The 25,314-nt window shown below is 61.5% G+C and carries 20 protein-coding genes; 8 read left to right on the top strand and 12 right to left on the bottom strand.

The genetic code is table 11. The features are described 5' to 3' along the window. Window positions 1-211 precede the first annotated feature (211 nt). Entirely contained in the window at window positions 212-3,010 is a 2,799-nt protein-coding gene (locus JF539_RS10740) for a ribonuclease E/G (protein WP_207140381.1), read from the top strand. 96 nt (window positions 3,011-3,106) lie between these two features. Here the strand turns inward: JF539_RS10740 and JF539_RS10745 are convergent, their stop codons facing one another. Then, window positions 3,107-4,270, bottom strand: a complete 1,164-nt coding sequence (locus JF539_RS10745) for a pyridoxal phosphate-dependent aminotransferase (RefSeq protein ID WP_207140382.1) — start codon at window positions 4,268-4,270, stop codon at window positions 3,107-3,109. Between the two features lie 229 nt (window positions 4,271-4,499). On the opposite strand from JF539_RS10745, the gene JF539_RS10750 reads away from it, so the two are divergent. From JF539_RS10750 to aat, 5 genes are all read left to right on the top strand, one after another. Further along, window positions 4,500-5,927: a M48 family metalloprotease gene (locus tag JF539_RS10750; protein ID WP_207140383.1), complete on the top strand. Its 1,428-nt coding sequence runs from the start codon at window positions 4,500-4,502 to the stop codon at window positions 5,925-5,927. Between the two features lie 69 nt (window positions 5,928-5,996). Then, window positions 5,997-6,785, top strand: coding sequence for a DsbA family protein (locus JF539_RS10755; RefSeq protein ID WP_207140384.1), 789 nt, complete (start codon window positions 5,997-5,999; stop codon window positions 6,783-6,785). A gap of 282 nt (window positions 6,786-7,067) precedes the next feature. Beyond that, window positions 7,068-7,535, top strand: a complete 468-nt coding sequence (gene accB / locus JF539_RS10760; protein ID WP_207140385.1) for an acetyl-CoA carboxylase biotin carboxyl carrier protein — start codon at window positions 7,068-7,070, stop codon at window positions 7,533-7,535. Between the two features lie 15 nt (window positions 7,536-7,550). Next, the gene (gene accC, locus JF539_RS10765) at window positions 7,551-8,897 is read left to right on the top strand and encodes an acetyl-CoA carboxylase biotin carboxylase subunit (protein WP_207140386.1); all 1,347 of its coding nucleotides are present in this window, start codon (window positions 7,551-7,553) and stop codon (window positions 8,895-8,897) included. Window positions 8,898-8,947: 50 nt separating this feature from the next. Continuing rightward, entirely contained in the window at window positions 8,948-9,628 is a 681-nt protein-coding gene (gene aat, locus JF539_RS10770) for a leucyl/phenylalanyl-tRNA--protein transferase (protein WP_207140387.1), read from the top strand. Window positions 9,629-9,691: 63 nt separating this feature from the next. Here the strand turns inward: aat and JF539_RS10775 are convergent, their stop codons facing one another. Continuing rightward, entirely contained in the window at window positions 9,692-10,078 is a 387-nt protein-coding gene (locus tag JF539_RS10775) for an NADH:ubiquinone oxidoreductase subunit NDUFA12 (protein ID WP_207140388.1), read from the bottom strand. A 172-nt stretch (window positions 10,079-10,250) separates the two neighbouring features. Then, window positions 10,251-10,949, bottom strand: coding sequence for a response regulator (locus JF539_RS10780; protein ID WP_207140389.1), 699 nt, complete (start codon window positions 10,947-10,949; stop codon window positions 10,251-10,253). Between the two features lie 640 nt (window positions 10,950-11,589). Here JF539_RS10780 and JF539_RS10785 point away from each other — a divergent pair. Continuing rightward, window positions 11,590-15,276: a vitamin B12-dependent ribonucleotide reductase gene (locus JF539_RS10785; protein ID WP_207140390.1), complete on the top strand. Its 3,687-nt coding sequence runs from the start codon at window positions 11,590-11,592 to the stop codon at window positions 15,274-15,276. Between the two features lie 349 nt (window positions 15,277-15,625). Here JF539_RS10785 and JF539_RS10790 read toward each other — a convergent pair whose 3' ends face one another. Genes JF539_RS10790 through JF539_RS10830 form a run of 9 tightly spaced genes read right to left on the bottom strand, consistent with a single transcriptional unit; the run spans window position 15,626 to window position 23,630 of the window. Further along, the gene (locus JF539_RS10790; protein ID WP_207140391.1) at window positions 15,626-16,645 is read right to left on the bottom strand and encodes a cyclase family protein; all 1,020 of its coding nucleotides are present in this window, start codon (window positions 16,643-16,645) and stop codon (window positions 15,626-15,628) included. Then, complete coding sequence (locus tag JF539_RS10795; RefSeq protein ID WP_207140392.1) at window positions 16,642-17,772, bottom strand: NAD-dependent epimerase/dehydratase family protein; 1,131 nt, start codon at window positions 17,770-17,772, stop codon at window positions 16,642-16,644. The genes JF539_RS10790 and JF539_RS10795 overlap by 4 nt, the downstream gene beginning before the upstream one ends. A 4-nt stretch (window positions 17,773-17,776) precedes the next feature. Further along, window positions 17,777-18,937 carry an acyl-CoA dehydrogenase family protein gene (locus JF539_RS10800; RefSeq protein ID WP_207140393.1) on the bottom strand — a complete coding sequence of 387 codons (1,161 nt, stop codon included), beginning with the start codon at window positions 18,935-18,937 and terminating at the stop codon, window positions 17,777-17,779. A gap of 9 nt (window positions 18,938-18,946) precedes the next feature. After that, entirely contained in the window at window positions 18,947-19,804 is an 858-nt protein-coding gene (locus JF539_RS10805) for a MaoC/PaaZ C-terminal domain-containing protein (RefSeq protein ID WP_207140394.1), read from the bottom strand. Further along, window positions 19,804-20,718: an SDR family NAD(P)-dependent oxidoreductase gene (locus tag JF539_RS10810; RefSeq protein WP_207140395.1), complete on the bottom strand. Its 915-nt coding sequence runs from the start codon at window positions 20,716-20,718 to the stop codon at window positions 19,804-19,806. The genes JF539_RS10805 and JF539_RS10810 overlap by 1 nt, the downstream gene beginning before the upstream one ends. An 18-nt stretch (window positions 20,719-20,736) precedes the next feature. After that, window positions 20,737-21,894, bottom strand: coding sequence for an acetyl-CoA acetyltransferase (locus JF539_RS10815; protein WP_207140396.1), 1,158 nt, complete (start codon window positions 21,892-21,894; stop codon window positions 20,737-20,739). Continuing rightward, entirely contained in the window at window positions 21,891-22,268 is a 378-nt protein-coding gene (locus JF539_RS10820; protein WP_207140397.1) for a Zn-ribbon domain-containing OB-fold protein, read from the bottom strand. Before JF539_RS10820 ends, JF539_RS10815 begins: the two co-directional genes overlap by 4 nt. A gap of 2 nt (window positions 22,269-22,270) precedes the next feature. Further along, entirely contained in the window at window positions 22,271-22,837 is a 567-nt protein-coding gene (locus JF539_RS10825; RefSeq protein ID WP_207140398.1) for a hypothetical protein, read from the bottom strand. A 1-nt stretch (window position 22,838) separates the two neighbouring features. Then, a complete protein-coding gene (locus JF539_RS10830) occupies window positions 22,839-23,630 on the bottom strand; it encodes an enoyl-CoA hydratase/isomerase family protein (RefSeq protein WP_207140399.1) in 792 nt (263 codons plus the stop codon). Between the two features lie 527 nt (window positions 23,631-24,157). Here JF539_RS10830 and JF539_RS10835 point away from each other — a divergent pair. Continuing rightward, the gene (locus tag JF539_RS10835; protein WP_207140400.1) at window positions 24,158-25,309 is read left to right on the top strand and encodes an ABC transporter substrate-binding protein; all 1,152 of its coding nucleotides are present in this window, start codon (window positions 24,158-24,160) and stop codon (window positions 25,307-25,309) included. The last annotated feature ends 5 nt before the right edge of the window (window positions 25,310-25,314 follow it).

Genomic DNA, 25,314 nt, shown 5'->3' on the forward strand with positions numbered 1-25,314 from the left:
CCTGCGTTGCCCCGAAGGACCCGCGCGATGCACATGATGATCAACAGAAAGCAGGTTTCCGCTTCGGCGGCGCTTTGCTTTGATCATACGACCGCGCCGGGCGCAGACGCCCTTCCCCATCTTAGCAATACAAGTACGGCGGCCATCCTCCTTTCGGGCGATGCGCGTTTCGGATACGCGCCAAGCAGCGCCGCCGTGGAGACGTTTAGTAATGGCAAACAAAATGCTGATCGACGCGGGCCACCCGGAAGAGACCCGGGTTGTCGTCGTACGTGGCAATCGGGTTGAAGAGTTCGACTTTGAAGCAGCAAACAGAAAACAGCTTCGCGGGAATATCTATTTAGCGAAAGTTACCCGGGTCGAGCCCTCCCTCCAGGCGGCATTTGTGGAATACGGAGGAAACCGGCACGGTTTCCTCGCCTTCAGCGAAATACATCCCGATTATTATCAGATCCCGGTCGCCGACCGGGAAGCCCTTCTTGCTGCGGAAGCGGCCGAGCGTCAACGTGATGACGCGGAAGCGGAAGAAAAGCCCAAGCGCCGCCGCCGGTCCCGTGCGGCCAAGAACGAGTCCACCGAGACCGTCGCCAGCGAAAAGGTGGAGCCCGGCCCGGACGAACAATCGCAGGACCCGGCTGCTCCGGATCAAGAAACCGAAGGTGCGGCGACGGACGGCGGCGACGCCTCCGATGCTGCCGAGGAAACCTCCGCGGAACTGGCGGCAAAATCGCCCGAGAGTTCAGAACCGGAAATGACCGGTGGCGAAGACGAAAATGACGAAGAGACCGCGGAGGAATCCCGGGACAGCGCCCAGGAGCAGGACGAAGACCAGGACGAGCCTCCTGTAAGAGCCCGCAGCCGCCGGCGCCGGCGCAAAAACGAAGAAGACGACGACGCCGAGAACGACGACGACGATGCCGTTGAGTCCGTCGGCGCGGAAGACGCACTGGAAGAGGTTCCGGAGCGCATCGTGCCGATGCGCAAGCAGTACAAAATCCAGGAAGTCATCAAACGGCGCCAGATCATTCTGGTGCAGGTCGTCAAGGAAGAACGCGGCAACAAGGGCGCGGCCCTGACCACCTATTTGTCTCTTGCCGGCCGTTACTCGGTTCTCATGCCGAACACCGCCCGCGGTGGCGGTATTTCGCGGAAGATCACGCAGCCGACAGACCGCAAACGCCTCAAGCAGATCGCATCCGAACTGGATGTTCCGGAAGGCATGGGCGTGATCCTGCGCACGGCGGGCGCAAGCCGGACCAAGGCTGAAATCAAACGCGATTTCGAATATCTGATGCGGCTTTGGGAGAATGTCCGGGAACTGACGCTCCAGTCCAGCGCCCCGAGCCTCGTTTACGAGGAAGGCAGTCTGGTCAAGCGCTCCATACGCGACCTGTACAACAAGGACATCAACGAAGTTCTCGTTGCCGGGGACGAAGGCTATCGCGAAGCCAAGGATTTCATGCGCATGCTCATGCCGAGCCATGCCAAGAACGTCCAGCCCTACCGCGATCCCTCGCCGCTCTTCATCCGCTATGGGGTCGAACCGCAGCTTGACGCGATGTTCTCGCCCCAGGTCACCCTGAAATCCGGCGGCTACATCGTCATCAACCAGACAGAAGCCCTGGTTTCGATCGACGTGAACTCCGGCAAGTCTACCCGGGAGCACAACATCGAAGACACGGCGCTCCAGACAAACCTGGAAGCTGCCGAAGAGGTGACCCGGCAACTGCGTCTGCGGGATCTCGCGGGACTGGTCGTCATCGATTTCATCGATATGGAGGAATCGAAAAACAACCGCGCCGTCGAACGCAAACTGAAGGACTGTCTCAAGAACGACCGCGCACGCATTCAGGTCGGACGAATTTCGCATTTCGGTCTTCTTGAAATGTCGCGCCAGCGTATCCGCACGGGTGTCCTGGAAAGCTCGACAACGCCCTGCCCCCATTGTCAGGGCACGGGCATGATCCGCTCCGTGGAGTCCGTGGCGCTTCATGTGCTTCGTTCGATCGAAGACAATCTGCTGAAAGGCGCGTCCCACAACCTGATCATCCGCACGACGACCGACGTTGCGCTCTATATCCTCAACAACAAACGCTCGAACCTGTTCGACCTGGAAACCCGCTTCGCGATCGAGATCGAAGTTCAGGCCGACGAAATGGTCAACGGCCAGCTCTACGTTCTTGAACGCGGCGAGCAGGTTGACCGGGACCGTTTCCCGGCTCCGCCGGTCAGCGTCCAGCCGGACACGGTTGAAATCATCGACGACACCACCGAACAGCCGGTAATCGAAGAACAGGCACTTGACGAGGACGGCGGCGAACGCCGCCGGCGCCGCCGGCGGAAGCGCCGGCGCAACGGGTCCGAGACTCAGGCAGACAGTGCCGAAGACCAGCGGCTTTCCGAAGGCGACGAGGCGGAAGGCGATGACGCTCAGACGCAAGAGGCCCGTTCGGAAGACGATACCAACGAGGAAGAACCCCGGCGGAAGCGCCGTAGAGGTCGCCGAGGCGGACGCCGCGGACGCCGGAACGGCGACGGCGTGGAAGCCGGCGCTGACGACGAGGCCACCGAAGCGGAAACGGAAGTCACCGCGCTACCTGAGACCGAAGACACCGAATCCGGCGAGGACAGCGCCCCGTCGACAGACACTGTGGACGATGCAGCCGTATCGGCTGAACCGGAAACCGAAGAGGCCCTGAACGGTCAGGCCGCCGGACCTGAGATGACTGCCGCGGACACGGGCGAATCCCCCATAGTCTCGACCGCCGATGCGCCGGAACAGACGGACGCAGAGGTTGAACCGGTAGAAACCGGCGATGGCGAAGCGGAAGCCGCCGGTGAAACGGAAACGACCGATCAATCCGAGCCTGACAGTTCGACCGGGGAATCCGTCGAGGGTCAACCCGCCGCCCCGGCGGAACCCGTCGTGACCAGCGAATCGTCAGACGAGGCCGCGGAAGACAAACCCAAACGCGTCGGCTGGTGGCAGCGCGGTCGGTCGTTCTTCTAAGTCATCGATACTCGAGCAATAAAGGCGGCCAATCGGCCGCCTTTTTCGTTTAGGGCAGTCACTCGAAGAAGGAGCGGCTTGTTCGCCAGCCTCCGTTTACTTCAGAAAGACCGAAAGCCTGCGCAAGGCCTCTTTCATCTCCTCGTGAGCACCGGCGAAGGAAAACCGGAGAAACTCGTGGCCGTGCACCGGGTCGAAATCGACACCGGGTGTCGCTGCCACACCAGCCTCGTGCAGCATCTTTTTCGCAAACTCCAGACTGTCTCGAGTGTACGCGCTGACATCGGCGTAGATATAGAAAGCACCGTCCACCGGCAGGAGTCTGTCGAGACCTATTCTGGGCAACCCCTCCAGAAGCAACTCCCTGTTGGCGGCATAGCCGGCTTTAACCGCTTCCAGTTCCTGCACGGCGTCCAGGGCGGCAGTCGCTGCGATCTGGGAAAGCTCCGGAGGCGAAATATAAAGGCTCTGGGCGATCCGTTCAGCCGGACGGACAAGGATTTCAGGCAAGACCATCCAGCCGATCCGCCAACCAGTCATGCAGTAGTACTTCGAGAAGCTATTGATAACGATGGTATTTTGAGAAAACTCAAGCGCGGACTTCTGCTCACCGGCATAGTCCAGACCGTGGTAGATTTCATCGGAAACGAACCAGATCCCATGCTTTTCGCAATAGCGGATCAGGTCCTCGAGAGCCTCGGTGGTCATCATGATTCCGGTGGGATTTGCCGGACTTGCCACAAGGATCCCTTTGATGGGCCCTTCTTTTCGGGCAGCTTCCAGATGATCAGGTGTCAGGCACCAGCGGGTCTCTGCGCCGACCGGCACCTCAACGGGTACAAAGCCAAGCGCCTTGATTATGTTGCGATAAGCCGGATAGCCCGGAGCAGACAGGACAATCCGGTCTCCCGGATCGAAAGCGGCGAGAAACGCAAGATTGAAGCCTGCCGACGACCCTGTGGTCGCCATGATGCGCTCGAGAGGAACCTCCACGCCGTAGGTTTTCCGGTAATGGGATGAAAGCGCCTTGCGCAAAGGTTTGATGCCAAGCGCTTCGGTATAGCCGACACGGCCGTGTTCCAGCACCTGCCGTGCGGCGTCCAGGGCCGGTTTCGGCGCGGGAGCCGACGGCTGCCCAACTTCCATGTGAACGATCTTGCGTCCTTCGGCTTCCAGTCTCGCGGCTTCGGCCAGCACATCCATCGCGATGAAAGGGGCGACCTCGCTGCGACGGGACGGTTTGTACGTGGCAGACATCATGTGAGTTTATAATCCGGCTTGGAAAACATTTATTTCCACCCCGTATTGCGGATTTTCCGCAAGGATGCAATCCGCTCGTCCGAAGGTTAGCCCTCCGGCCAACCGCCCTGCCGAAAGACCTTGCGCAATTGTCATTTAGGTTTTCTTGACCGGGACGGCCTGTCTCCATACCTTCGCCACAGAGTCATGTACACGGATAGCGAATTCGCTTGAAACCGGAGTTTTCAACTTGCCGCGCACCGTCTTTGCTGCCGCCTTGCAAAACAGATTGCCCGACACCCGTATCGTTCGGAAGGCGATTGCATGCGCATGTTCGGCGGCGATCGCACTGCCCTTGCTGGCGGTGCCCTCCCAGGCGCAAGGCAGGAGACTGTCTCTCATTCGGGATGCTGAAACCGAAGCACTCATGCGCGACTATGCGAGACCGATCTTCAAGGCGGCCGGGATCGCGCATTCCGAACCGCAGATAGTTCTGGTCAACGACAAGACGTTTAACGCCTTCGTGCCGGATTCCCGGCGCATGTTCATCAACATCGGGGTGCTGCTTGAGGCTGAAACGCCCAACGAGGTGATTGGTGTGATCGCGCATGAATCGGGTCACATCGCCGGACGTCACCTTGTGCGGCTGCGCACAGCGGCCAGCAATGCTCAGATCATGGCGGTGCTCGCATCGATACTTGGAGCCGGTGCGGCGGCTGCCGGAGCGGCAGCGGGATCGAGCCAGGCGACAACCGGTGGCGTGGCGGCGGCGGTTGGTGCCGGTTCGGTCGGCAAGCGGACGCTGCTTTCCTACCAGCGCGGCGAGGAAGCCGCAGCCGACCGGGCGGCCTTGAAGTATCTCAACGCAACTGGCCAAAGCGCCCGCGGAATGCTTAAAACGTTCCAGCGCATGGCCGAGCAGCAGCTCTTTTCCCGCCAGTATGCCGACCCTTACGCCCAGAGCCACCCGATGGCTCAGGAACGCTACAGCAGCCTCCTGAACGATGCTCGGAAATCAAAGTACTTCGACAAACCCGACGATTACGTACTGCAATACAGGCACGACCTTATCCGCGCCAAGCTTTACGCCTACACGTCCCACCCCTCGGCCACTTTGAGGACTTTTCCGCGCAGCGACAAAAGCCCCGCGGCCCGATACGCTCGCGCGATCGCCGCAATGAAGAGCCGTGGAAAGGGAGCCGTAAAGGAGATCGACGCTCTTATCCGGACGCAGCCCAACAATCCCTATTACTATGAACTGAAAGGCCAGGCCCTGCTTGAGGGGGGCGACCCCAAGGCCGCGATTGCCCCATTCCGCAAGGCCCTGTCCTTCAAGCCCAATGAACCCCAGTTCCTGGTCTGGCTCGGATACGCCCTGGTTGGCGCCAACAACCCGGCCTATCTTCCTGAAGCAGAGCGTTTGTTGAAACAGGCCATCCAGAGAGACCCGGATTCTGGTGTGGCCTACAGCCAGCTTGCCATTGCGCACGGCCGTCAGGGCGAGCGCGCCGAGGCGGATCTGGCGACCGCGAAGGGCCTCATGGTGAACGGCGAGTTTGAGGCTGCACGGCGTTATGCGGCTCGCGCTCAAAAAAGTTTGAAGCGGGGAACGCCCGCATGGCTTCAAGCGGACGATATTGTAGCGTACAAACCACCCAAGCTGCCGAATCGCCGGTAACACGAAGATCCCCCATCACGGCAGTGCCCGCGCGAACTTGAACATGCGCCACTGCTGAAGGAGCGCTGAATGACCCAACGACTTTTTTCACCCCGGCAATTCTGTCCGGCCGTTCTGGTGCGCGTGCTGTCCGCCTGTGCCGTCTGCCTCGCCGTCGGTGCCGCCCCTTTGTCGGCGCAGGACCTGGACCGTAGCGAAATCGAAAAAATCGTGCGCGAGTATATCCTGGAGAATCCGGAAATCATCGGCGAAGCCTTGACCGAACTGGACAAGCGCGAGAAAGCCGCCGAGGAAGCGGCGCGCGTTCAGGCCCTGACCGACAGCGCTGACATCCTGTTCAATTCGACCCGTCAGGTCATCCTCGGCAATCCGCAAGGAACCGTCACCCTGGTCGAGTTCTTCGATTACAATTGCGGCTACTGCAAACGCGCCTATGGCGACATGGTCAAACTGATCGACGAGGACCCGGATCTGAAGATCGTTCTCAAGGAGTTCCCTGTTCTTGGCCAGGGATCCGTCGAGGCGGCCCAGGTCGCCGTTGCGGTGAATTCCGTCGCTCCGGAGAAATATGCCGAGTTCCACGAAAAGCTGCTGCTGAGCCGTGGCCAGGCCAACAAGGCAAGCGCGCTTAAGGCGGCAACGGAAACCGGGATCAGCGAAGACGACCTTCTGGCCGCGATGGCAACGGACGAAGCCGGAGAGACCTTCGAAGAAGTCTATTCTCTTGCCAACAGGCTCGGCCTCACCGGCACGCCGTCCTATGTGGTCGGAAACGAGGTCGTTATGGGTGCGGTCGGTTACCAGCAATTGCGCTCCAAGCTGCAGGCCTTGAAAAATTGTGGTGAAACGACCTGCTGAGAGCACGGCGGAGAAGCACTGTTCCCGCATTTTCGTACCGGGACAGGGTTTGACTGTGCTAATTCAATGCCTATAAGGAGCCAGCTCACTTTCGACTGAACGGCGGGTCCAGTTCGTTATGAGCATTGCTATTAGGGAAGCAAGCTACGCGATATACCGGTGGCCGGCGGCTTCAAGCCCGTGACGGGTGTGATACCGCTACCGCGGGACCGTCTGGCATAAGCGGGGGCTTGCCGGTCGATATTGCGTTTTTCCCTCGGTCTGAGTACGAGAGCCAACATTATGCGTAGTGACAATCCAAAATTCGACACGGCCTTGATCCGTGACCTTGCGGTCCTTCTGGACGAAACAAATCTGACGGAGATCGAACTGGAGCAAGGCGACACGCGGATCCGCGTTGCGCGGCAGATGTCGATCAATGCTCCCGTCAATGTCGCTGCCCCCCCGCCTCCGCCCGCCCATGCTCCGGCGGCAACTGCAGCCTCCGCCCCTGCCCCGACAGAAACCGCGGCGCATCCAGGCACTGTGACATCACCGATGGTTGGCACCGCTTACTTGGCTGCCGAACCCGGTGCGGCTGCTTTCGTCCAGGTCGGCGACACGGTTTCTGAAGGCCAGACGATCATGATCATCGAAGCGATGAAAACGATGAACCACATTCCCTCGACCAAGGCCGGCGTTGTGAAGGAAATACTCGTGGAAGACGCTCAGCCGGTGGAATTCGGCGAACCTCTTATTATCGTCGAGTAAGGAGCCGTCGCGGCCATGTTCTCCAAAATTCTCATCGCCAATCGCGGCGAGATCGCCTTGCGAATCCTGCGCGCCTGCAAAGAGCTGGGCATTCCCACGGTCGCCGTTCACTCCACCGCCGACGCGGACGCCATGCATGTTCGCCTGGCCGACGAAAGCGTTTGTATCGGTCCGCCCGCGGCCCGCGACAGCTATTTGAACATCCCCCAGCTTCTCGCGGCCTGCGAGATCACCGGTGCGGATGCGGTGCATCCGGGCTACGGTTTTCTGTCGGAAAACGCCCGCTTCGCGGAAATCCTGGAAGCCCACAAGATCGTTTTCATCGGTCCGACCGCGGACCATATCCGCATCATGGGCGACAAGATCCAGGCAAAGAAGACAGCCAGGGAGCTTGGTATCCCTGTGGTCCCGGGATCCGACGGCGCCGTGACCCCTGCTGACGACGCCCACGCGATCGCCCGCCAGATCGGTTATCCCGTGCTGGTGAAAGCAGCGGCCGGAGGCGGTGGACGCGGCATGAAGGTTGCGCAATCCGAAGCCGATCTGGACACAGCGCTCTCCACCGCGCGCGCCGAGGCCGCATCCGCCTTTGGCGACGACGCCCTCTACATGGAAAAATATCTCGGCAAGCCCCGCCACATCGAGATTCAGGTCCTGGGCGACGGCAAGGGCAACGCCGTTCATCTCGGCGAGCGCGACTGCTCCTTGCAGCGCCGGCACCAGAAGGTCCTTGAAGAAGCCCCTTCCCCCTGCCTCAACGCGGCTCAACGAAACGAGATCGGTGAAATCGTCGCGAGCGCGATGCGCAAGTTGAAGTACCGGGGCGCCGGCACCGTTGAGTTCCTTTACGAGAACGGCGAGTTCTATTTCATCGAAATGAACACGCGCCTCCAGGTTGAGCATCCGGTCACGGAGATGATTACCGGGATTGATCTTGTCAACGAACAGATCCGTATCGCCGCCGGCGGATCCCTGGAATTCACTCAGGAAGACATCACCTTCGAAGGTCATGCCATCGAGTGCCGCATCAATGCGGAAGACCCGCTGACCTTCGCGCCTTCGCCGGGCACCATCACCTATTATCACCCCCCGGGCGGGCTGGGTGTGCGCGTCGATTCCGGCGTTTATCAAGGGTACAAGATACCTCCCTATTACGACAGTCTGATCGGAAAGCTGATCGTCCATGGCCGCAACCGCGTCGAATGCATGATGCGTCTTCGCCGCTGTCTGGACGAATTTGTCGTTGACGAGATCAAGTCCACTATTCCGCTTTTCCGCGATTTGGTCGACAATCAGGACATAGCGAACGGTCAGTACGACATTCACTGGCTGGAAAAGCACCTGTCAGAAAAGTCGAGCTGACCGGTTTCAAAAAAGGGGCATGCCCCCTTCCGCTTGGACAGTGAGGCCGCATGGCTGAACATAAAGACGACATCGTGATGGAAATCACGCCGCAGGTCTTGCTGAAAGCCTATGCCTGCGGCCTGTTTCCAATGGCGGAATCCGCGGAGGACCCCGGCCTGTTCTGGCTCGAGCCAGAGCGCCGGGGCATCTTGCCGCTGGACATGTTCCATCTGCCCCGTCGTCTGCGCAGAACCGTCCGCACCGATGTGTTCGAGGTGCGGGTCAGCACCGACTTCCAGGGCGTCATCGATGGTTGTGCCGAACCGATGCCGGGCCGACAGAAGACCTGGATCAACCGTGAGATCCGCCGGCTTTACGGTGAGTTGTTCGATATGGGGTACTGCCACACGATCGAAGCGTGGCAGGACGGCGAACTCGTCGGTGGTCTCTACGGCGTCAGCTTGAACGGCGCTTTTTTCGGGGAAAGCATGTTCACCTTCAGGACCGATGCCTCGAAGGTGTGTCTTGCTCACCTGGTCGCTCGGTTGATCGTCGGCAGGTATTCCCTGCTCGACACCCAATTCGTAACGGACCACTTGAGCAAATTCGGCACCGTCGAAGTCTCCCAGGCCGACTACAACAAGCGGCTCGGAGAGGCCCTGAAGCTGGAGACAGACTTTTACGCCCTGCCCCCCCAGGCCAGCGGACAGGAAGTCCTGGACGTGCTCGACAACTGGAAAGCCCGTTAGGGCGCCTGACAAAAAACCCCGCCGGACGGCGGGGTTCGTTCAAGTCTTCAAGGCTGGGTTCTTTTAGCTACCCGGCGTCCAGGCTTCGTAGTCACCGGTCACCTCCGGCCGCTTTTCAGGCGTCAGGATCGAGCCGTGCGGACGATAGGCCTCCGGCGTTCCCGTGGCGTTGACCCGGTGCGGTTTCTGCCAGCTTTTCGCGTGATAGGTTTCCTCCGGGGGCGGCGTGTCCACACGATGGTGCATCCAGCCGTGCCAGCCGGGAGGAATCGCGGAAGCTTCAGCCAGGCCGTTGTAAATGACCCAACGCTTCTTGCCGCCCCGTTCCTTGTAATACTTGTTGCCGAACTCGTCTTCCCCGACAAACTCACCCTTGCGCCAGGTGAAGAAACGGGTGCCCATGGTCTGGCTGTTCCACCAGGTGAAAAGTTCAAGAAGAAGCGTTTTCATGGCCCTTGAAAGGTCCTTAACGTGACGATTGCGACAGTGGGTCCCGCCGGGCGTGCGGCGGATTTTGGAGGACTATGGCGGGAACTGCCGCTTCTGTCCAGTGCCGCACCGTCGCACGGTCTGAGAAATCTTCTGCACCGCGACCCGTCGCCGCCAGATGCCCTGCGGAGATTCAGTGTCCCTTGGAATGCGGCGCCTTGACCTTGGCAAAACCGGGGGTCCGCAGTTTCCTCACTTCCGGAACGGTGAGAGTCCGGGTTTCGTCCAGCTCGGTTCCCGCGCCGGACCGGTCCTCGAACGCTTCCTTGACCGCGCCCTCGACTTCCGCCCGCTTCTGCAATGCGGCCCTGTGGTGCAGACGTGCGCCGGCCAGCGACTGCATTTTCTCGGCCTGGGCATCCATGGCCTTCTGAATACCGTAGATATTGTAGAAGCCGGAATGTTCCAGAATCATCGGCCGGTCGTCATTCAAAAGCCAGTTCAACCGCTTGTGAAGGGTAAGCGGCGACACCGGTTTGACCAGCACATGATGCGCCCCCGCCCGCAGGGCCTTGTCCACCAGCGGCCTTGTTCCATGTGCCGTGATGAACAGGATCGGCACATAGCAAAGCGGTTCCATGTGCCGATGCCGGACGAGGCGCAGCAACTGATAGCCGGATGTGGGTTCCATGCGCCAGTCGGTGAGAATCACATTCGGCGGTTCGGCGAGGCTTGCTTCCAACGCCTCGTCGACCGAATCAAAGACCCGCACCCTCGCGACCTTGAAACTGAGCAGGATCGACCGGAGAATCGTCTGCATCGGCTTGCTGTCTTCCACGACAACCGCGTCGATGTCCTCCATCGCAAGCCCGAAAGCAGCGTGATGTTTCATAGAATGCGAGCCTTTTCCTGTCAGCTACGCACTCAATCAGACCGGGCTTAAACCGGCTTGAACTCCGCACCGGTCATTTTCTTCAAATTTTCATAAAAAGCCTTTTATAATCATCCACAGCTGTGAACGGAGCATCCGGCTGCACTCCTTCGCCGGGAAAGCAAGCGCGAAATTCCTCGGTTTGCTCTCGATCCGCGGCACTCCCCACAATCCACATCGGCACACAATATTTTGCGACCACCCGCCTGTTGGGCACTAGCTGTTGTCGCTTGCGGCTTGACCTTAAGAAAGCATTTACATTAATTTCCCTATCATTGCGATGTGCGTAACCGAACGCCTGATCAGGCGCTCAGGTCATCCAAATCAGAAAGTAACCGCGTTCCGCTTCCGTGCTTTTCGACCTTGAGCCGGGGGACGGCATCTGTGTGTCTGTTTGAGCTGTGCGCATCGTGACAAACCTGTTGATGAACACTATATATAGTGGACCACAACCCAAGAAACGCTACATACAGGCTCCATAGCCTGTGAACGACTGGGCAGCATCCGGTAACAGAGGCCGGCGGAAACGTCACTCCGGGTGAGATGCGGATTGGGACCGGTTCGGGGCGAACCGGTTTGGGAAATTAAGGGGACTTTGAGAATGCGGATCGAGCGGCGCTACACCAAGGAAGGGCAATCGCCTTACGCCGATGTTGAATTCAGAACGGCGACAAGCGAAATCCGGAACCCGGACGGTTCGATCGTGTTCCGTCTTGAAAACATACAGGTTCCGGCTCAGTTCTCGCAGGTGGCTTCCGACATTCTGGCGCAGAAATACTTCCGAAAGGCCGGCGTTCCGGCGCGGTTGAAGCCGGTCGAGGAAAACACGGTCCCCTCCTGGCTGTGGCGTCACGAAGCCGACGAAACCGAACTCGAGGCCCTGCCGGAAGACGAGCGCTACACCTCGGAAATCGATGGCCGTCAGGTGTTCGATCGTCTGGCCGGCACCTGGACCTACTGGGGCTGGAAAGGCGGCTACTTTGACCAGGAAGCCGATGCGCACGCCTTCTACGACGAACTGCGCTTCATGCTGGCGACCCAGAAGGTCGCTCCGAACTCGCCGCAATGGTTCAACACCGGCCTGCACTGGGCCTATGGCATCGACGGTCCGAGCCAGGGTCATTTCTACGTCGACTTCCAGTCCGGCAAGCTGGTGAAATCCAAGACCGCCTACGAACACCCCCAACCGCATGCCTGCTTCATCCAGTCCGTGGCCGACGACCTTGTCAACGACGGCGGCATCATGGACCTCTGGGTCCGCGAGGCGCGGCTGTTCAAATACGGTTCCGGCACCGGCTCCAATTTTTCCCACGTCCGCTCCGAGGGCGAAAGGCTTTCCGGCGGCGGCAAGTCCTCCGGCCTGATGAGCTTCCTGAAGATCGGCGACCGGGCGGCCGGCGCGATCAAGTCGGGCGGCACGACCCGTCGCGCGGCCAAGATGGTCGTGGTCGACGTGGACCATCCCGACATCGAGGAATATATCAACTGGAAGGTCAAGGAAGAGCAGAAGGTTGCCGCGCTCGTCACCGGCTCCAAGATCTGCCAGAAGCACCTGTCCGCCATCATGCGCGCCTGCGTCAATTGTGAAGCGGATAACGGCGACTGTTTCGAGCCCTCCAAGAACCCGGCCCTGAAGCGGGAAATCCGCGCGGCCAAGAAAATGATGGTGCCGGAGAACTACATCCAGCGCGTCATCCAGTTCGCCCGCCAGGGCTTCACGAAGATCGAGTTTCCGACCTTCAATACGGATTGGGACTCCGACGCTTACCTGACCGTCGCGGGCCAGAACTCCAACAACTCCGTGCGCGTCACCGACGGCTTCCTCAATGCGGTGGTCGACGACAGCGAATGGGACCTGACCGCCCGGCGCACCGGCGAGGTTCTGAAGTCCGTCAAGGCGAAGGAACTCTGGGAACAGATCGGTTACGCCGCCTGGGCCTCGGCCGATCCGGGCCTGCAGTACCACACCACCATCAACGACTGGCACACCTGCCTTGCCGACGGCGAGATCAGGGCTTCCAACCCGTGCTCGGAATATATGTTCCTGGACGACACGGCCTGCAACCTCGCCTCGCTCAATCTGATGCAGTTCCGCAGGGAAGACCGCTCATTCGACGTCGACAGCTATGAGCACGCCGTGCGCCTGTGGACCGTCGTTCTCGAGATTTCCGTGCTGATGGCGCAGTTCCCGTCGAAGGAAATCGCGGAGCGCTCCTACAAGTTCCGCACGCTCGGCCTCGGCTACGCCAATATCGGCGGCCTGTTGATGACCTCCGGCATACCCTACGATTCCGACGAGGGTCGCGCGCTCTGCGGCGCGCTCACCGCGGTCATGTCCGGCGTCTCCTATGCGACGTCCGCCGAAATGGCCGGAGAGCTCGGCTCGTTCCCCGGTTACAAGAAGAACGCCGCGCACATGCTGCGGGTAATCCGCAACCACCGCCGCGCCACTTACGGCGAAGCGGACGGCTACGAAGGCCTGAGCACCAACCCGGTTGCGCTCGACCATGGGTCCTGTCCGGACAAGACACTCGTCGAACGGGCAAAAAAGGCCTGGGACCGCGCGCTGGAACTCGGCGAGAAGAACGGCTACCGCAACGCGCAGGTTTCCGTCATCGCCCCGACCGGCACCATCGGCCTGGTCATGGATTGCGACACGACCGGCATCGAACCGGACTTCGCGCTGGTGAAGTTCAAGAAGCTGGCCGGCGGCGGCTACTTCAAGATCATCAACCACGCGGTTCCCGAAGCCCTGCGCGTGCTCGGCTATTCGGAAAGCCAGATTGGCGAGATCGAGGCCTACGCGGTCGGCCACGGCTCCCTCGACCAGGCCCCGGCGATCAACCCCTCCGTGCTGAAGTCCAAGGGCCTGACAGACGAAACCCTGGCGAAACTGAAGGACGGTCTGAAATCGGCCTTCGACATCAAGTTCGTCTTCAACCGCTGGACCCTCGGCGACGCGCAGATGAAGGCGCTCGGCGTTACCGACGAGCAACTGGAAGATCCGGAATTCGATCTTCTGACCTTCCTCGGCTTCTCCAAGGCCGACATCGAGGCCGCCAACACCCATGTGTGCGGCGCGATGACGCTCGAAGGCGCTCCGCACCTGCGCACCGAACACTATCCGGTTTTCGATTGCGCCAACCCGTGCGGCCGTATCGGCAAGCGGTATCTGTCCGTGGAAAGCCACATCCGCATGATGGCCGCGGCCCAGCCGTTCATCTCCGGTGCGATCTCCAAGACGATCAACATGCCGAACGATGCGACCGTCGAGGACTGCAAGGAAGCCTACATGCTGTCCTGGAAGCTGGCGCTGAAGGCCAACGCGCTCTACCGCGACGGCTCCAAGCTGTCCCAGCCGCTCAACGCCCAGCTTCTGGCCGATGACGACGACGATCAGGAGGACATCGCCGAGGAGCTTGCCGCCAAGCCGCAGGCGGCGCGCGCGGAAGTCATCGCCGAGCGCATCGTGGAACGGATCGTGGAGCGCACCGTGCGCGAACGCGAGAAGATGCCGGACCGCCGCAAGGGCTACACCCAGAAGGCACGTGTCGGCGGCCACAAGGTCTATCTGACCACCGGCGAATACCAGGACGGCCGTCTCGGCGAGATCTTCATCGACATGCACAAGGAAGGGGCCGCCTTCCGCTCGCTGATGAACAACTTCGCCATCGCGATCTCGCTCGGCCTGCAATACGGCGTGCCGCTTGAGGAATATGTCGACGCCTTCACCTTCACCCGGTTCGAACCGGCCGGGATGGTTCAGGGCAACGAGGCGATCAAGAACGCGACCTCGATCCTCGACTATATCTTCCGCGAGCTGGCGGTCTCCTATCTTGGCCGTCACGACCTCGCCCATGTGCCGCCGGAAGCCATCGGCAACACGGCCATGAGCAAGGGCCCGAACGAGGGCCGCGACGACAGCAAGGGCGGTCACGTGGTCTCCCACGGTCTCGTGCGCGGCCAGACCGAGCGCTTCCGCCTGGTCTCCAGCGCCGGCGAGCCGGCGGGCGAAGCCACCGAAGCGATCTCGGTGCAGACCGCAAGCACTCCGGCTGCGCAGGTCTCGGCGGTTGCCACCGCCTTTGCCCGCGGCTCGGAAGCGGCTGCCGCAGTCGAAGTCTCCGCCCCTGCCCCGCAGGTCTCAAGCGCGGCCCAGCAGATCGCCCAGGCCCGCATGAAGGGCTACGAAGGCGAAAGCTGCGCGGAATGCGGCAACTTCACCATGGTCCGCAACGGCACCTGCCTGAAGTGCGACACTTGCGGGTCGACCAGCGGCTGCAGCTGATGCTCGGCTCGGTGTTGACCCAAGTCGCATAGGATGGCCAATTCAGGTCAATAAGCGGCTCAAAAGGCCCTGAAACACTAAAACCCGCCCTTCGGAAACGATCGGGCGGGTTTGTTTCTGTCAGCAGGTTTCGAGGCAGTTAATACCCCATGGGTTTGTGGCCGCCTTCTTTCCAAAGTCTGAGGCAAGGAGATCTGAATGGACAACCTGTTGAAAGCCGAAATCTAACCAGCACCCCGGCTCATGGAAACCATGCTGCCCATAAGGCGCAAGTTCCGGCTACGGGTCGCAGTGCCACCAATCCCGTCCGGCAGACAAATCGAAAGCCTGAAAGAAAATCAAAGTCTGCCTAAACGGTTGCAACCGGGGTCAGCGGCGAGCCGACGGCGCGTGGAAGCCGTAGCGGCGGCGCGGTCAGGAAGAAGCCGGAGCGGTCGTTCCGCCTGAGCCAGTCCGCAAGTTCGCGGAAGTACCAAAGTTCACCGAGGTGAATCCCCAGCTTGAAAAGACAGTGGTTGTGGAGCGGCAATCCGGGGAAACTCTCCCCCTCGATCATGCGTGCGGGATAGGCCTCGACCGCAAAATTGTCGGCGCAGATTGCGACCAGCCCGCTGTCTGTGACCCAGTTGAGCAATTTCGGGTCGCGCCCGTCGAGGACCGGACAGGACCTTGCCAGGACGTCGCCATCCGGCTGCTTGTTCATCGACAGGACGAGGTCCGCGAAACCGGTGTAAAGGCAAAGGAAGTCGCCGGAATGGATTTCGGCCTTCTGGTCGTCGAAGGCCGACATGAGATCATCGTAGCCGACGATCGCCCGCTCGCGCCCGTAGCGGCTTTCAAGATCAATCAGCACGCCACGCCCCTGAACACCTGTTCGCGCCAGGTTCTCGATGCCGAGCGCCTGTGCGCCGCCCGGTCCAGCGGTTTCATCCGGCCCGCTGATGTCTTCACCGGCACGAAATCCGTTGTAGTAGACTTTCTCGGGCACACCGTCGCCGTCGGCGTCGAACAACTGGCCGACATGGGCGAGCGCGTCCCATTGCGTGGAATACTGGGTGTAGAGCGTCACGGCATCGTCGGAGACGACGTCGCAATAGCACGAAGAGACGCTGCTGAGGCGGAAGTTGTAATTATGCCCCTCGCCGCGCCGTTCATAGTGAAAGACCGGCTCCCTGCGGTAGGGCATCAGCGCGTTGCCTCCGGGGTAATCGAGGGGCAGGCTGAGGCAGAACGACAGCCCTTCACGGATTTCCCGAGCCCCCCGCAGCCGCGCCTCGGGCGTGACGAGATTCATGCGCCCGACCTGATCATCGAGACCGAAGTCGCCCCAATTCGATCCTTCGGGCCGGTTCTTCCAGCGTTGGCTCATGCGTTTGTCTCCTGATTGCTGCCCGCGGCCGCGATCCTGGCCACGACCTCACTCGCGGGCAGGATATTGGCGTCCTGCAGCGCCGCGATATGGGCGCGGAACATGTCCTCTGTGTCGACGCAGTCGCAGAACCCCGCCTGCCGCAACTTGATGGTACTGACTATGGCAGGCGCCGGATCCTTGCGGGCGTGGGTCGCGAAGGTGAAGTCCGCATAATGATGCGAATGGCCGATCAGCGCATCGAGCGCTGGCTCGGCGAGGCGGAACCTGCCGGCAAGCTTGCGCCAGAGATCCGCCCTGGCGGGCATGTCCTTGGCCAGAACGACGCGCTCCGGCGGGGCGTTCGCGCCCCCCAGCGACTCGGCTATGACGGGCCAGACATTGTGCCAGACAAAGACATCGCCATTCGTGATGTTGAATGTCTCGCCGCGCGCCCGTTCGCTTGAAGCGGCCCACACCAGAGCACGGGCGATTAGCCGGGCGTCGACCGCCTCCAGAATGTACGGCGGGCCGCCGGGAAAACCGAATGGCAACCCTTCGGCGGCGCGCATGACAGCCCACGCCCCAATGACGGGAACGATATTCATGGCCACGCCGACCGCTTCCCCGAACACCACCTGCGGCCGAAAGATGGTGAATGTCAGCCGGTGCTCCGCGGACTTATCGCGAATGAAATCTTCCTGCAGCCAGTAGAAGTTGGCGTGGTCGTGGCGCGGCCACCGCTCGCGCGCCGGCACGGGAAAGGGACGGATGTGGACCCCGTAGGCCTTTGTGCCCTGAAACAGCGAGACGTGCGGACGGTCGCCACGCTCCAGCAAGGGCTCCAGGAGATTGCGCAGCATGGCGAGGTTCGTCCGCATCTGGGCCTGCGACCGCCACCCGGCAACCAGGTCCGGCTCCTCGTAGAGCGCGGCATAGACGACGTGCGTCACCGGCCCGACGGTGGCGAGGGCGGCTACACATGCCGCTGGGTCCGTCAGGTCGACGGCAAGATGCGTGAAGGCAGCGCTGACCGCCGGGCGGCGGCGCGACAGCGCCGTCACGCGCCAGCCCCTGGAGGCGAACTCGGCGCACGCCGCCTGCCCGATTACGCCGGAAGCTCCGGCTATGAGTACATGGCCGGTCACCGGATCAGGCCCGCTGGTTGAAGCGCCTGCCGACAAGGCCGGCGGCGATATTAACCTTTTGAATGTCGATCGAACCACCGGCAATGCCCCAGCCGAAACTGTCCCGGACGCGCCGTTCCATTCCGTATTCGCGGGCGTAGCCGTAGCCGCCCATCAACTGCATCGCCGTGGTGCTGACTTCGCGCGTGATCTCGTTGGCGAAACACTTGGCCATTGCCGCCTCGGTCGAATTCGGCAGTCCGGTGCCGGCATTGGCCGCCGCGCGGTGGATCATCAAGCGGGCGGCCTCGACCTTGATCGCCATCTCGGCAAGCCGCATCTGCACGGCCTGGAAGTCGACGATGGCCCGGCCGAACTGGCTACGCTCCTGAACATAGGTTGTCACCTGTTCGAGCGCGCCCGCCGCCACACCGAGAGACATGGTCGCGTTGCCGAGGCGCTCGATGTTGAAGAAGCCCATCAGTTCGGAAAAGCCGCCAGCCCCGACGAGGAGATGTTCACGCGGCACGCGAACCTCGTCGAGCATGATGTCCGCGGACGGTACGCCCCTGAAGCCCATGAGCCGTTCCTGAGGCCCGAAGCTCACACCGGGGGTATCGCGATCGACGAAAACAGCCCCAATGCCCTTGGCGCCCGCAATGCCGTCGAAACGGCAGAAGACCACATAGCCTTGTGAATGGCCGGCCCCCGAGCACCAGCGCTTGGTGCCGTTCAGCACGATGTCGTCGCCGTCCAGCCGGGCGGTCGTGCGCAGATCGGTCAGGGCCGTTCCGGCATCCGGTTCGGACATGGAAATCGCGACCAGCATCTTGCCTTGCACGGCCAGTGGAACAACACGCGCGGCAAGATCCGGGTGACCGAGGGCCTCGACAATACGCACGGGACCCGCGCAGCACTCGAACACGGGAAAGGCAACGCCGACGGAAACACGGGCGAATTCCTCCATCGCAAGATAGGCGTCGAGATGCGGCAGCCCGAGGCCGCCATGTTCCTCGCGCGTATTGACGCCCAGAAAGCCCATCTCGGCGTAGCGCTCAAGCCAGGCCTCGTTCACGGGGTGCCCCGTGTCATCGATCTCGTCGGCCAGTTTCGGCAGTTCGTTGCCGGCGAATTTACGCGCCGTTTCGCGCAGTTGCCGCTGATCGTCGCTTAGGGTGAAGTCCATCGGAAGCTCCTAGGGATGATAGTCGAAACGTCCGTTCCTGAGCACATCGCGTTCGCCTGCGCGCGCGCGATAGGCTGCCCGGCCGGGCGCTTCGGGCCAGATGTCGATTGTAATGATCTCTCCGGGATAGACCGGAGCGGAGAAACGGCCTTGAAGACCGGCAACCCGGGTTCCATCGGCCCCGCAGAACTCCGCCATCAGCATGCGGCAGACGATGCCGAAAGTGGCGAGGCCATGAAGAATGGGTCTGTCGAAGCCCGCCTTGGCGGCCACCTCCGGGTCCGCGTGAAGCAGATTGTAGTCACCGGAAAGGCGATAGATCAGAGCGCTTTGCGGCGATGTCGCAACGCTCACCGTTTTGGCGGGCGCGCCCTCGGGCAGCGGATGCGGGGTCCGGGAACTGTCCGGATTGCCGCAGAAACCACCGACGCCCCGGCAAAAGATCGTCATCCAGACCGTTGCGACAAGGTCACCTGTCATGGCGTCCGACACTTCCCTTCGCGCGGTGACAAGAGCCCCTTTGGCCTCCCCCTTGTCGACGACCTCCTCGATAACGGTTCGAGCGACAATCTCGCCCGAGACCGGCAGAGGCCGGTGCAGGCGCATCTCCTGCTCGCCATGCACGACGCGCAGGTAGTCGATGCCTGTCTCCGGCCGCTTCATCCAGGATCCGTCGTGGCCGAGCACATTGACCATGGCGGGCATGGCCTGTTGTCCGGTTTCCACCACGTAGCGAAGCTGGCCCTGATCCAGCGGATCCTCACCGTAGCCGAGGCCCAGTGCATAGATTGCGCAATCGCGCCAGTCATAGGCACGCCGCACCGCCGGGATCTCCAGCGCCATGAGCGCCTTCGGATCGAGTGCCATCAGACGGGATCCCAGGATATGACGTCTGCGGAACGTTCAAGGGGCGTCAGGCTCGGTCCGAAAGCCCCAGGCAGGACTTCCGCCAGGTTGCCGGCTGTCCAGCCCTCGCCGCGATGGATACTGCGGATCGGACGTGGCTGGTTGAACAGATAGATCTCGTTGTTGCGGACCGAGAAGATCTGCCCAGAAACGCCTGCGGCGGCATCCGAGCCGAGAAAGGCCACCAGAGGGGCAATCTTTTCCGGCGTCATGCGCTTGAGCTTCGCCACGCGGTCCCGGTCGGCCTCGGTCTCGGTGGGGATCGAGCTGACCATCCGGCTCCAGGCGAACGGCGCGATGCAGTTCGAGCGGACCTTGAAGCGCTGCATGTCCATCGCGATGGCGCGGGAAAGCCCGACAATCCCCATCTTGGCGGCCATGTAGTTGGCCTGACCGAAATTGCCGATCAACCCGGCAGTCGACGTCATGTGAACGACAGAACCGCTTTCCTGTGCCTTGAAATGAGGCGCCGCTGCCCGGCTCAGATGGAAGCTGCCGAACAGATGTACATCCAGGACCGCGCGGAACTGGTCCGGCTCCATCTTGTGAAAAATGGCGTCCCGCAAAATGCCGGCATTGTTCACGACGAGATCCACACGTCCGAAATTGTCGAGGGCGCACGCCACGATCTTCTGTGCCGTTTCCCATTCGGACACCGATTCCGCGCAGCCAACGGCTTCTCCACCGGTCTGGCGGATACCGGTGGCCACCTCGTCCGCCGCCGACGCGTTCTCCGCCTCTCCGGTCAGCGAGACGCCGATGTCGTTGACGACGACACGGGCGCCCTCGCCCGCGAGCCCCTCGGCAATCGCCTTGCCGACACCTTGTCCCGCCCCGGTCACGATCGCGACTTTGCCCTCGAGAATTCCACTCATGTTCTTTCAACTCCGATTTCAGACAGTGTCCGGTGTGCCTAGGATTGCCGTGGCCTGGCTGGACAGCACGCCGCCGTTGGCATGGGCGAGCGAGATCTTCGCACCCTCGATCTGACGTGCACCTGCGGTCCCTCGCAATTGCTCCACCGACTCGATCAAGGTGAACAGGCCGTACATGCCCGGGTGATTGCAGGAGAGACCGCCGCCGTTGGTATTGACGGGCAGGCTGCCACCCGGCGAGATCGCGCCGGACGCGACAAAGGGGCCGCCCTCGCCCTTGGCGCAAAAACCAAGATCTTCCAGAAACAGCAAGGTGCATATCGTGAAGGCGTCGTAGACCATTACGTGATCAATATCGGTCAGCGACACCCCGGCCGCCTGTAGAGCGGCAGCACCGGATTGATGCGCGGCGCTGCGGGCAAGATCGGGCATCGCCGCGATCTGCCGGTGACTGACCGCAATGCCGGTGCCGAGAACATGCACCGGCATGCGTTTCAAGTCCCTGGCCATGTCGGCGCGTGTCAGGACCACAGCCGCGCCCCCGTCGGTCACCAGGCAAGAGTCGGCCTTGGTCAGAGGATCGGAAATCATCCGCGCGGACAGGACCTCGTCGAGCGAAAGATCGCCGCGTTCCCGGGCATCCGGATTGAGTTTGGACCATTGGCGGGCGGCCAGCGCGACATGGGCCAGATGCTCACGCGTTGTGCCGTATTCATGCATGTGCCGCGCTGCGGCGAGCGCGTAGCTCGACAGCGGATAGCGCGCGCCGTAGGGCTCCTCATAAGGCTGAGGATCCGGCATCGGAACCAGCTTGCCCCCGGCGCTCGCCTGGTTCGATCCGTAACAGACCAGCGCCACGTCGCACTGGCCTGCAGCCAGCGCCGACATCGCCGACCTCAGATGGAACAGGAAGGATGCTCCGCCCACCATCGTCCCGTCAGCGTGGCGCAACCTGGGACCGAGCCCCAGCCGCTCGGCGATGTTGAGAACCGGCAAACCCGAAGTCGAATGGGCACAATAGAGCGCATCGACGTCCTTCAGGCCGAGCCCGCAATCCTCCAAAGCCAGAACCGAGGCCTCCGCAAGCTGTTCGAAGGCGCTGCGGCCCGGCGCGTACCAGCGACGCGTATTGCCGGTTCCCGCGATGGCGATCTTGCCACGAAGCAGGACGGTCATGCCTGTTCCTTCCGGTCGAAAACCACAACAGGCGTCTCGTCGCCCGAAATTCTTGCGACGACCGCAAGGCCAATCGTCACGGTCTCCGGATCCCCCTCGACGCGACTCATCATGCGCGGCCCCTCGGCCAGTTGCACGACGGCGACGTTGCGACCGCCTTCGCGGCTTCGGACCGTCGTGGTCGAGTAGACAGTTCCCTCCCCCGACGCTGCCTGGAACACCAGGTCCGTTCCACCGCAATGCCGGCAGACGACACCGGGTGGAAACTGGGCTATGCCACAGTTTCCGCAGAACTGGACCGCGAAAACGCCCTGACCCAGGAGGTCCTCCCAGGCAGCATCCGGACCCGGACCATCGAAGCGCGGATCGGTCATGATCACTCAATCTCCCCAGCTATGCGCCCCATCCAGGCGCTGAAAGTCATTGCCTCGTCCGGCGCGAGTTCGCGCGCGGCGCGCCAGCCCCGGCGGAGCCGTCCGGCAATTCCACCGGTCCAGGATGACGCGAAGGCCGCCGCGGCCTTTGCCGGATCGTCCGCGCGCCGGCAGTGGCCCAGTTCAACAAGCGCATCCAGAGGATCGCAGGCGAATGCGAACCGCCTGGCCGCCAGCGGACCGAGGCGGATTTGCGCCAGTTCAGGCAACCGCGGCACCCGGCCCGCGATATGCGCGCCCGGACCGATCCAGGCCATGTCCGCCAACAGCAGCAACGCGATACCGCGTTCACCGACGGGGCCGTCGGCGACGACCATGGGCAGCACATCGGCATTCTCGATTGCGGTCATCCATCCGGTGGCGCCGGACCTCAATGGTGCGTCAAGACCACCCGTCATGAGCAACGCCTCGCCGTGAACCCGGCGGATTGATCCGCAAAGCGAAGACGAAAATTCTTCGTCAGAACCGATCGCGGACAATTCCACTATTTCCAATCCCGTCTCGGACATGTCAGCGTCCGCCAAAACTGGGCTGGCGTTTCGCGAGGAACGCGTCGATACCTTCGGCAGCGTCTTCCGACGCAAGCAGGCCGGCCATGGTCACGACCTCCAGCTCGAGCGCAGCAGCCATCGGCGCGCGCCAGCCGAAACGCATCGCAGACTTCGCCGCCTGAACGGCAAGCGGCGCCTTTGCGGCAAGCGCCGCGGCAATTTCCATCGCAGCCGGGATCAACGCCTCTACCGGCACGACGCAATCGGCAATGCCCCTGCGCCTCGCCTCGTAAGCTCCGACCAGCCCCCCCTCGAGCACTGCGCGGGCCTGGACACCCGAACCGGCGCGCGGGGCCCACAGTTGGGTGCCGCCGGCTCCCGGAATGATGCCGAGATTGATTTCAGGCTGTCCGAAGACGGCATTGTCAGCTGCGACGACGAAGTCGCAACCAAGGGCAATCTCGCAGCCGCCGCCAAGGCAATAGCCCGCGACAGCCGCAACGACCGGCTTCCGTGTTTCGCGTATCCGGTCGAAGGCCTGGCGATTTTCCGAAACCATGTAGCTTGCCGGGTTGTGTCCCGAGAGCATCTCGACGTCCGCCCCCGCGGAAAAGACGCGCACACCGCCTGTCAGGACGATGCAGCGAACCTCCCGGTCCGCATCGCACGACACCATCAGCCCGGCAAGACGAACAAGCAACGGCAGACTCAGTGCATTGCGCACCGAAGGTCGCTCAAGACGCAGCAAGGCCACACCCTCGGCAATTTCGCACGTCACCAGGCCGGCAGCAGCCGGATCCGTCTCACTCATGACATCTCCTCCATGCGCAAACACTGACATACTGATTAGTATCTTTGCAATATGATTTTGAAATTTTCATCCATAGAATGACCCAGAATCGGCTGGCATGAAATTCGAAACTTTGGATAAGTTCGCCATCGAAAATCAATTATTTACTTGTTTTTACTGTCTTTTTTTTGTTTATAGGGAATATTTTTCACAGTCCGAGGAATGCCATTTTTGCGCCATGCAACATGACTTTCTCAGAATACCGCTTGACGAGCGCACATTCTGATCAGTATCTTTTTTAAGGCCACGCACATGGGAGGGTGCGCATGATCGATGATATCGCCGTCAATTCTGATGCGGGCAGCGCGGGCAGACACCGCGGGCCCGGGCGAGCGAGTTCAAGCAAGCAATTCCAGCTTCGCAGATAGCGACAATCGCTCGAAAGCAGTCCGGTTCAACCGGCCCAAAAGACGGTTCAGCTGCCGTCCAGACTTTCGGGAACGTTTGTAATCGGTCCAAGTGACAGGCCAAAACTGGGAGGAAGTAGAATGGCATTTGGAATCAAGAAACTGGGAATGGCAGGTATCACACTGGCGGCAATGCTGACCGCGGGAACGGCCTCGGCTGACGAGCCGATCAAGGTCGGCGTCATCTTCCCGCTTAGCGGCGGCGCCGGACCGCAGGGCCAGCATGTGACCTGGGCACTCGACGCAATGGCGCACATGATCAACGAGGATGGCGGCGTCCTGGGCCGCCAGATCGAACTGCTCACCCGCGATGACGAGTCAACGCCGGCGATCGGGGTGTCGCGTGCCAATGAACTTCTTTCCGAGGGAGTCAGCGTCATCATTGAAGGCTGGAACAGCCCTGTTTCGCTGGCCATGCAGCCGGTGATTGCGCGTGCCGACGTCCTCGACATCACCGCCATCGCCAAGGCAGACGCCATCCTTTCGGGCGAAGGCAACCCCCTGGCTATCCGCCTCAACAGCTCCAACGCCCAGGACGGCTCGGTCATCGCCAAGTTCATTGCCGACCAGGGTGCCAAGAGGGTTGCGTTCCTGACTGAGAACGATGCTTACGGCAATGGTGCCCAGGCTTCGATCGAAGGCGCCTTGCAAGAGATGGGGCACACCTACGAGAAGGTCGCGGAAGAGAAGTTTCCCTTCAAGCAGGCCGACTTCCGCGTGCAGCTCTCCAATGTGAAGGCGGCCAATCCGGACATCACGGTGGCGATCAACGCCAATGAAGGTCTCGGCATGCCCGCCATCATCCGGCAGGCCAAGAGCAGCCGCCTGCCCGGCCAGCTGGTCGCCGCTGTCGGCACGGTCGCTCCAAGCGTCATCGACGTGGCTGGCGAGGCCAGCGACGGATTGATCGGCGCGGACATCTATTTCCCGGATGTCGAGCCCTTCGCCTCGAATTCTGTCAACCAGCGCTTTATTGCCAAAACGCAGGACTTGCACGACTACACGCCCGACAAGTTCATGGCGCTGGCCGCAGCCGCGCTGCAGGTCTGGGCAAAAGCCGCCAACGAAGTTGGCAGCCTGGACAAGACCCAGGTCGCATCGCGGATCCGTGGCGGAGAATTCTCCGACACCATTCTTGGCGACATGAGTTTCGCCGCCGACGGCCAGCTCGACACCAACCATTACATCTTCGACGTCAAAGACCAGAAGATTGTGGTCCGCACCTCAAACTGAACCGG

This window comes from Roseibium aggregatum (assembly GCF_017309185.1).
GTDB lineage: Bacteria > Pseudomonadota > Alphaproteobacteria > Rhizobiales > Stappiaceae > Roseibium > Roseibium aggregatum_B.

What these genes read in the sequence shown, in the direction of transcription:
- JF539_RS10800 (WP_207140393.1), bottom strand. Translation starts at nt 18,937, where the DNA reads ATGGACTTCACCCTAAGCGACGATCAGCGGCAACTGCGCGAAACGGCG.
- JF539_RS10775 (WP_207140388.1), bottom strand. Translation starts at nt 10,078, where the DNA reads ATGAAAACGCTTCTTCTTGAACTTTTCACCTGGTGGAACAGCCAGACC.
- JF539_RS10815 (WP_207140396.1), bottom strand. Translation starts at nt 21,894, where the DNA reads ATGACCGTCCTGCTTCGTGGCAAGATCGCCATCGCGGGAACCGGCAAT.
- JF539_RS10810 (WP_207140395.1), bottom strand. Translation starts at nt 20,718, where the DNA reads ATGAGTGGAATTCTCGAGGGCAAAGTCGCGATCGTGACCGGGGCGGGA.
- JF539_RS10745 (WP_207140382.1), bottom strand. Translation starts at nt 4,270, where the DNA reads ATGATGTCTGCCACGTACAAACCGTCCCGTCGCAGCGAGGTCGCCCCT.
- aat (WP_207140387.1), top strand. Translation starts at nt 8,948, where the DNA reads ATGGCTGAACATAAAGACGACATCGTGATGGAAATCACGCCGCAGGTC.
- JF539_RS10830 (WP_207140399.1), bottom strand. Translation starts at nt 23,630, where the DNA reads ATGAGTGAGACGGATCCGGCTGCTGCCGGCCTGGTGACGTGCGAAATT.
- JF539_RS10790 (WP_207140391.1), bottom strand. Translation starts at nt 16,645, where the DNA reads ATGAGCCAACGCTGGAAGAACCGGCCCGAAGGATCGAATTGGGGCGAC.
- JF539_RS10835 (WP_207140400.1), top strand. Translation starts at nt 24,158, where the DNA reads ATGGCATTTGGAATCAAGAAACTGGGAATGGCAGGTATCACACTGGCG.
- JF539_RS10785 (WP_207140390.1), top strand. Translation starts at nt 11,590, where the DNA reads ATGCGGATCGAGCGGCGCTACACCAAGGAAGGGCAATCGCCTTACGCC.
- JF539_RS10755 (WP_207140384.1), top strand. Translation starts at nt 5,997, where the DNA reads ATGACCCAACGACTTTTTTCACCCCGGCAATTCTGTCCGGCCGTTCTG.
- JF539_RS10820 (WP_207140397.1), bottom strand. Translation starts at nt 22,268, where the DNA reads ATGACCGATCCGCGCTTCGATGGTCCGGGTCCGGATGCTGCCTGGGAG.
- JF539_RS10825 (WP_207140398.1), bottom strand. Translation starts at nt 22,837, where the DNA reads ATGTCCGAGACGGGATTGGAAATAGTGGAATTGTCCGCGATCGGTTCT.
- JF539_RS10805 (WP_207140394.1), bottom strand. Translation starts at nt 19,804, where the DNA reads ATGGCACTCGATCCGAAGGCGCTCATGGCGCTGGAGATCCCGGCGGTG.
- JF539_RS10740 (WP_207140381.1), top strand. Translation starts at nt 212, where the DNA reads ATGGCAAACAAAATGCTGATCGACGCGGGCCACCCGGAAGAGACCCGG.
- accB (WP_207140385.1), top strand. Translation starts at nt 7,068, where the DNA reads ATGCGTAGTGACAATCCAAAATTCGACACGGCCTTGATCCGTGACCTT.
- accC (WP_207140386.1), top strand. Translation starts at nt 7,551, where the DNA reads ATGTTCTCCAAAATTCTCATCGCCAATCGCGGCGAGATCGCCTTGCGA.
- JF539_RS10780 (WP_207140389.1), bottom strand. Translation starts at nt 10,949, where the DNA reads ATGAAACATCACGCTGCTTTCGGGCTTGCGATGGAGGACATCGACGCG.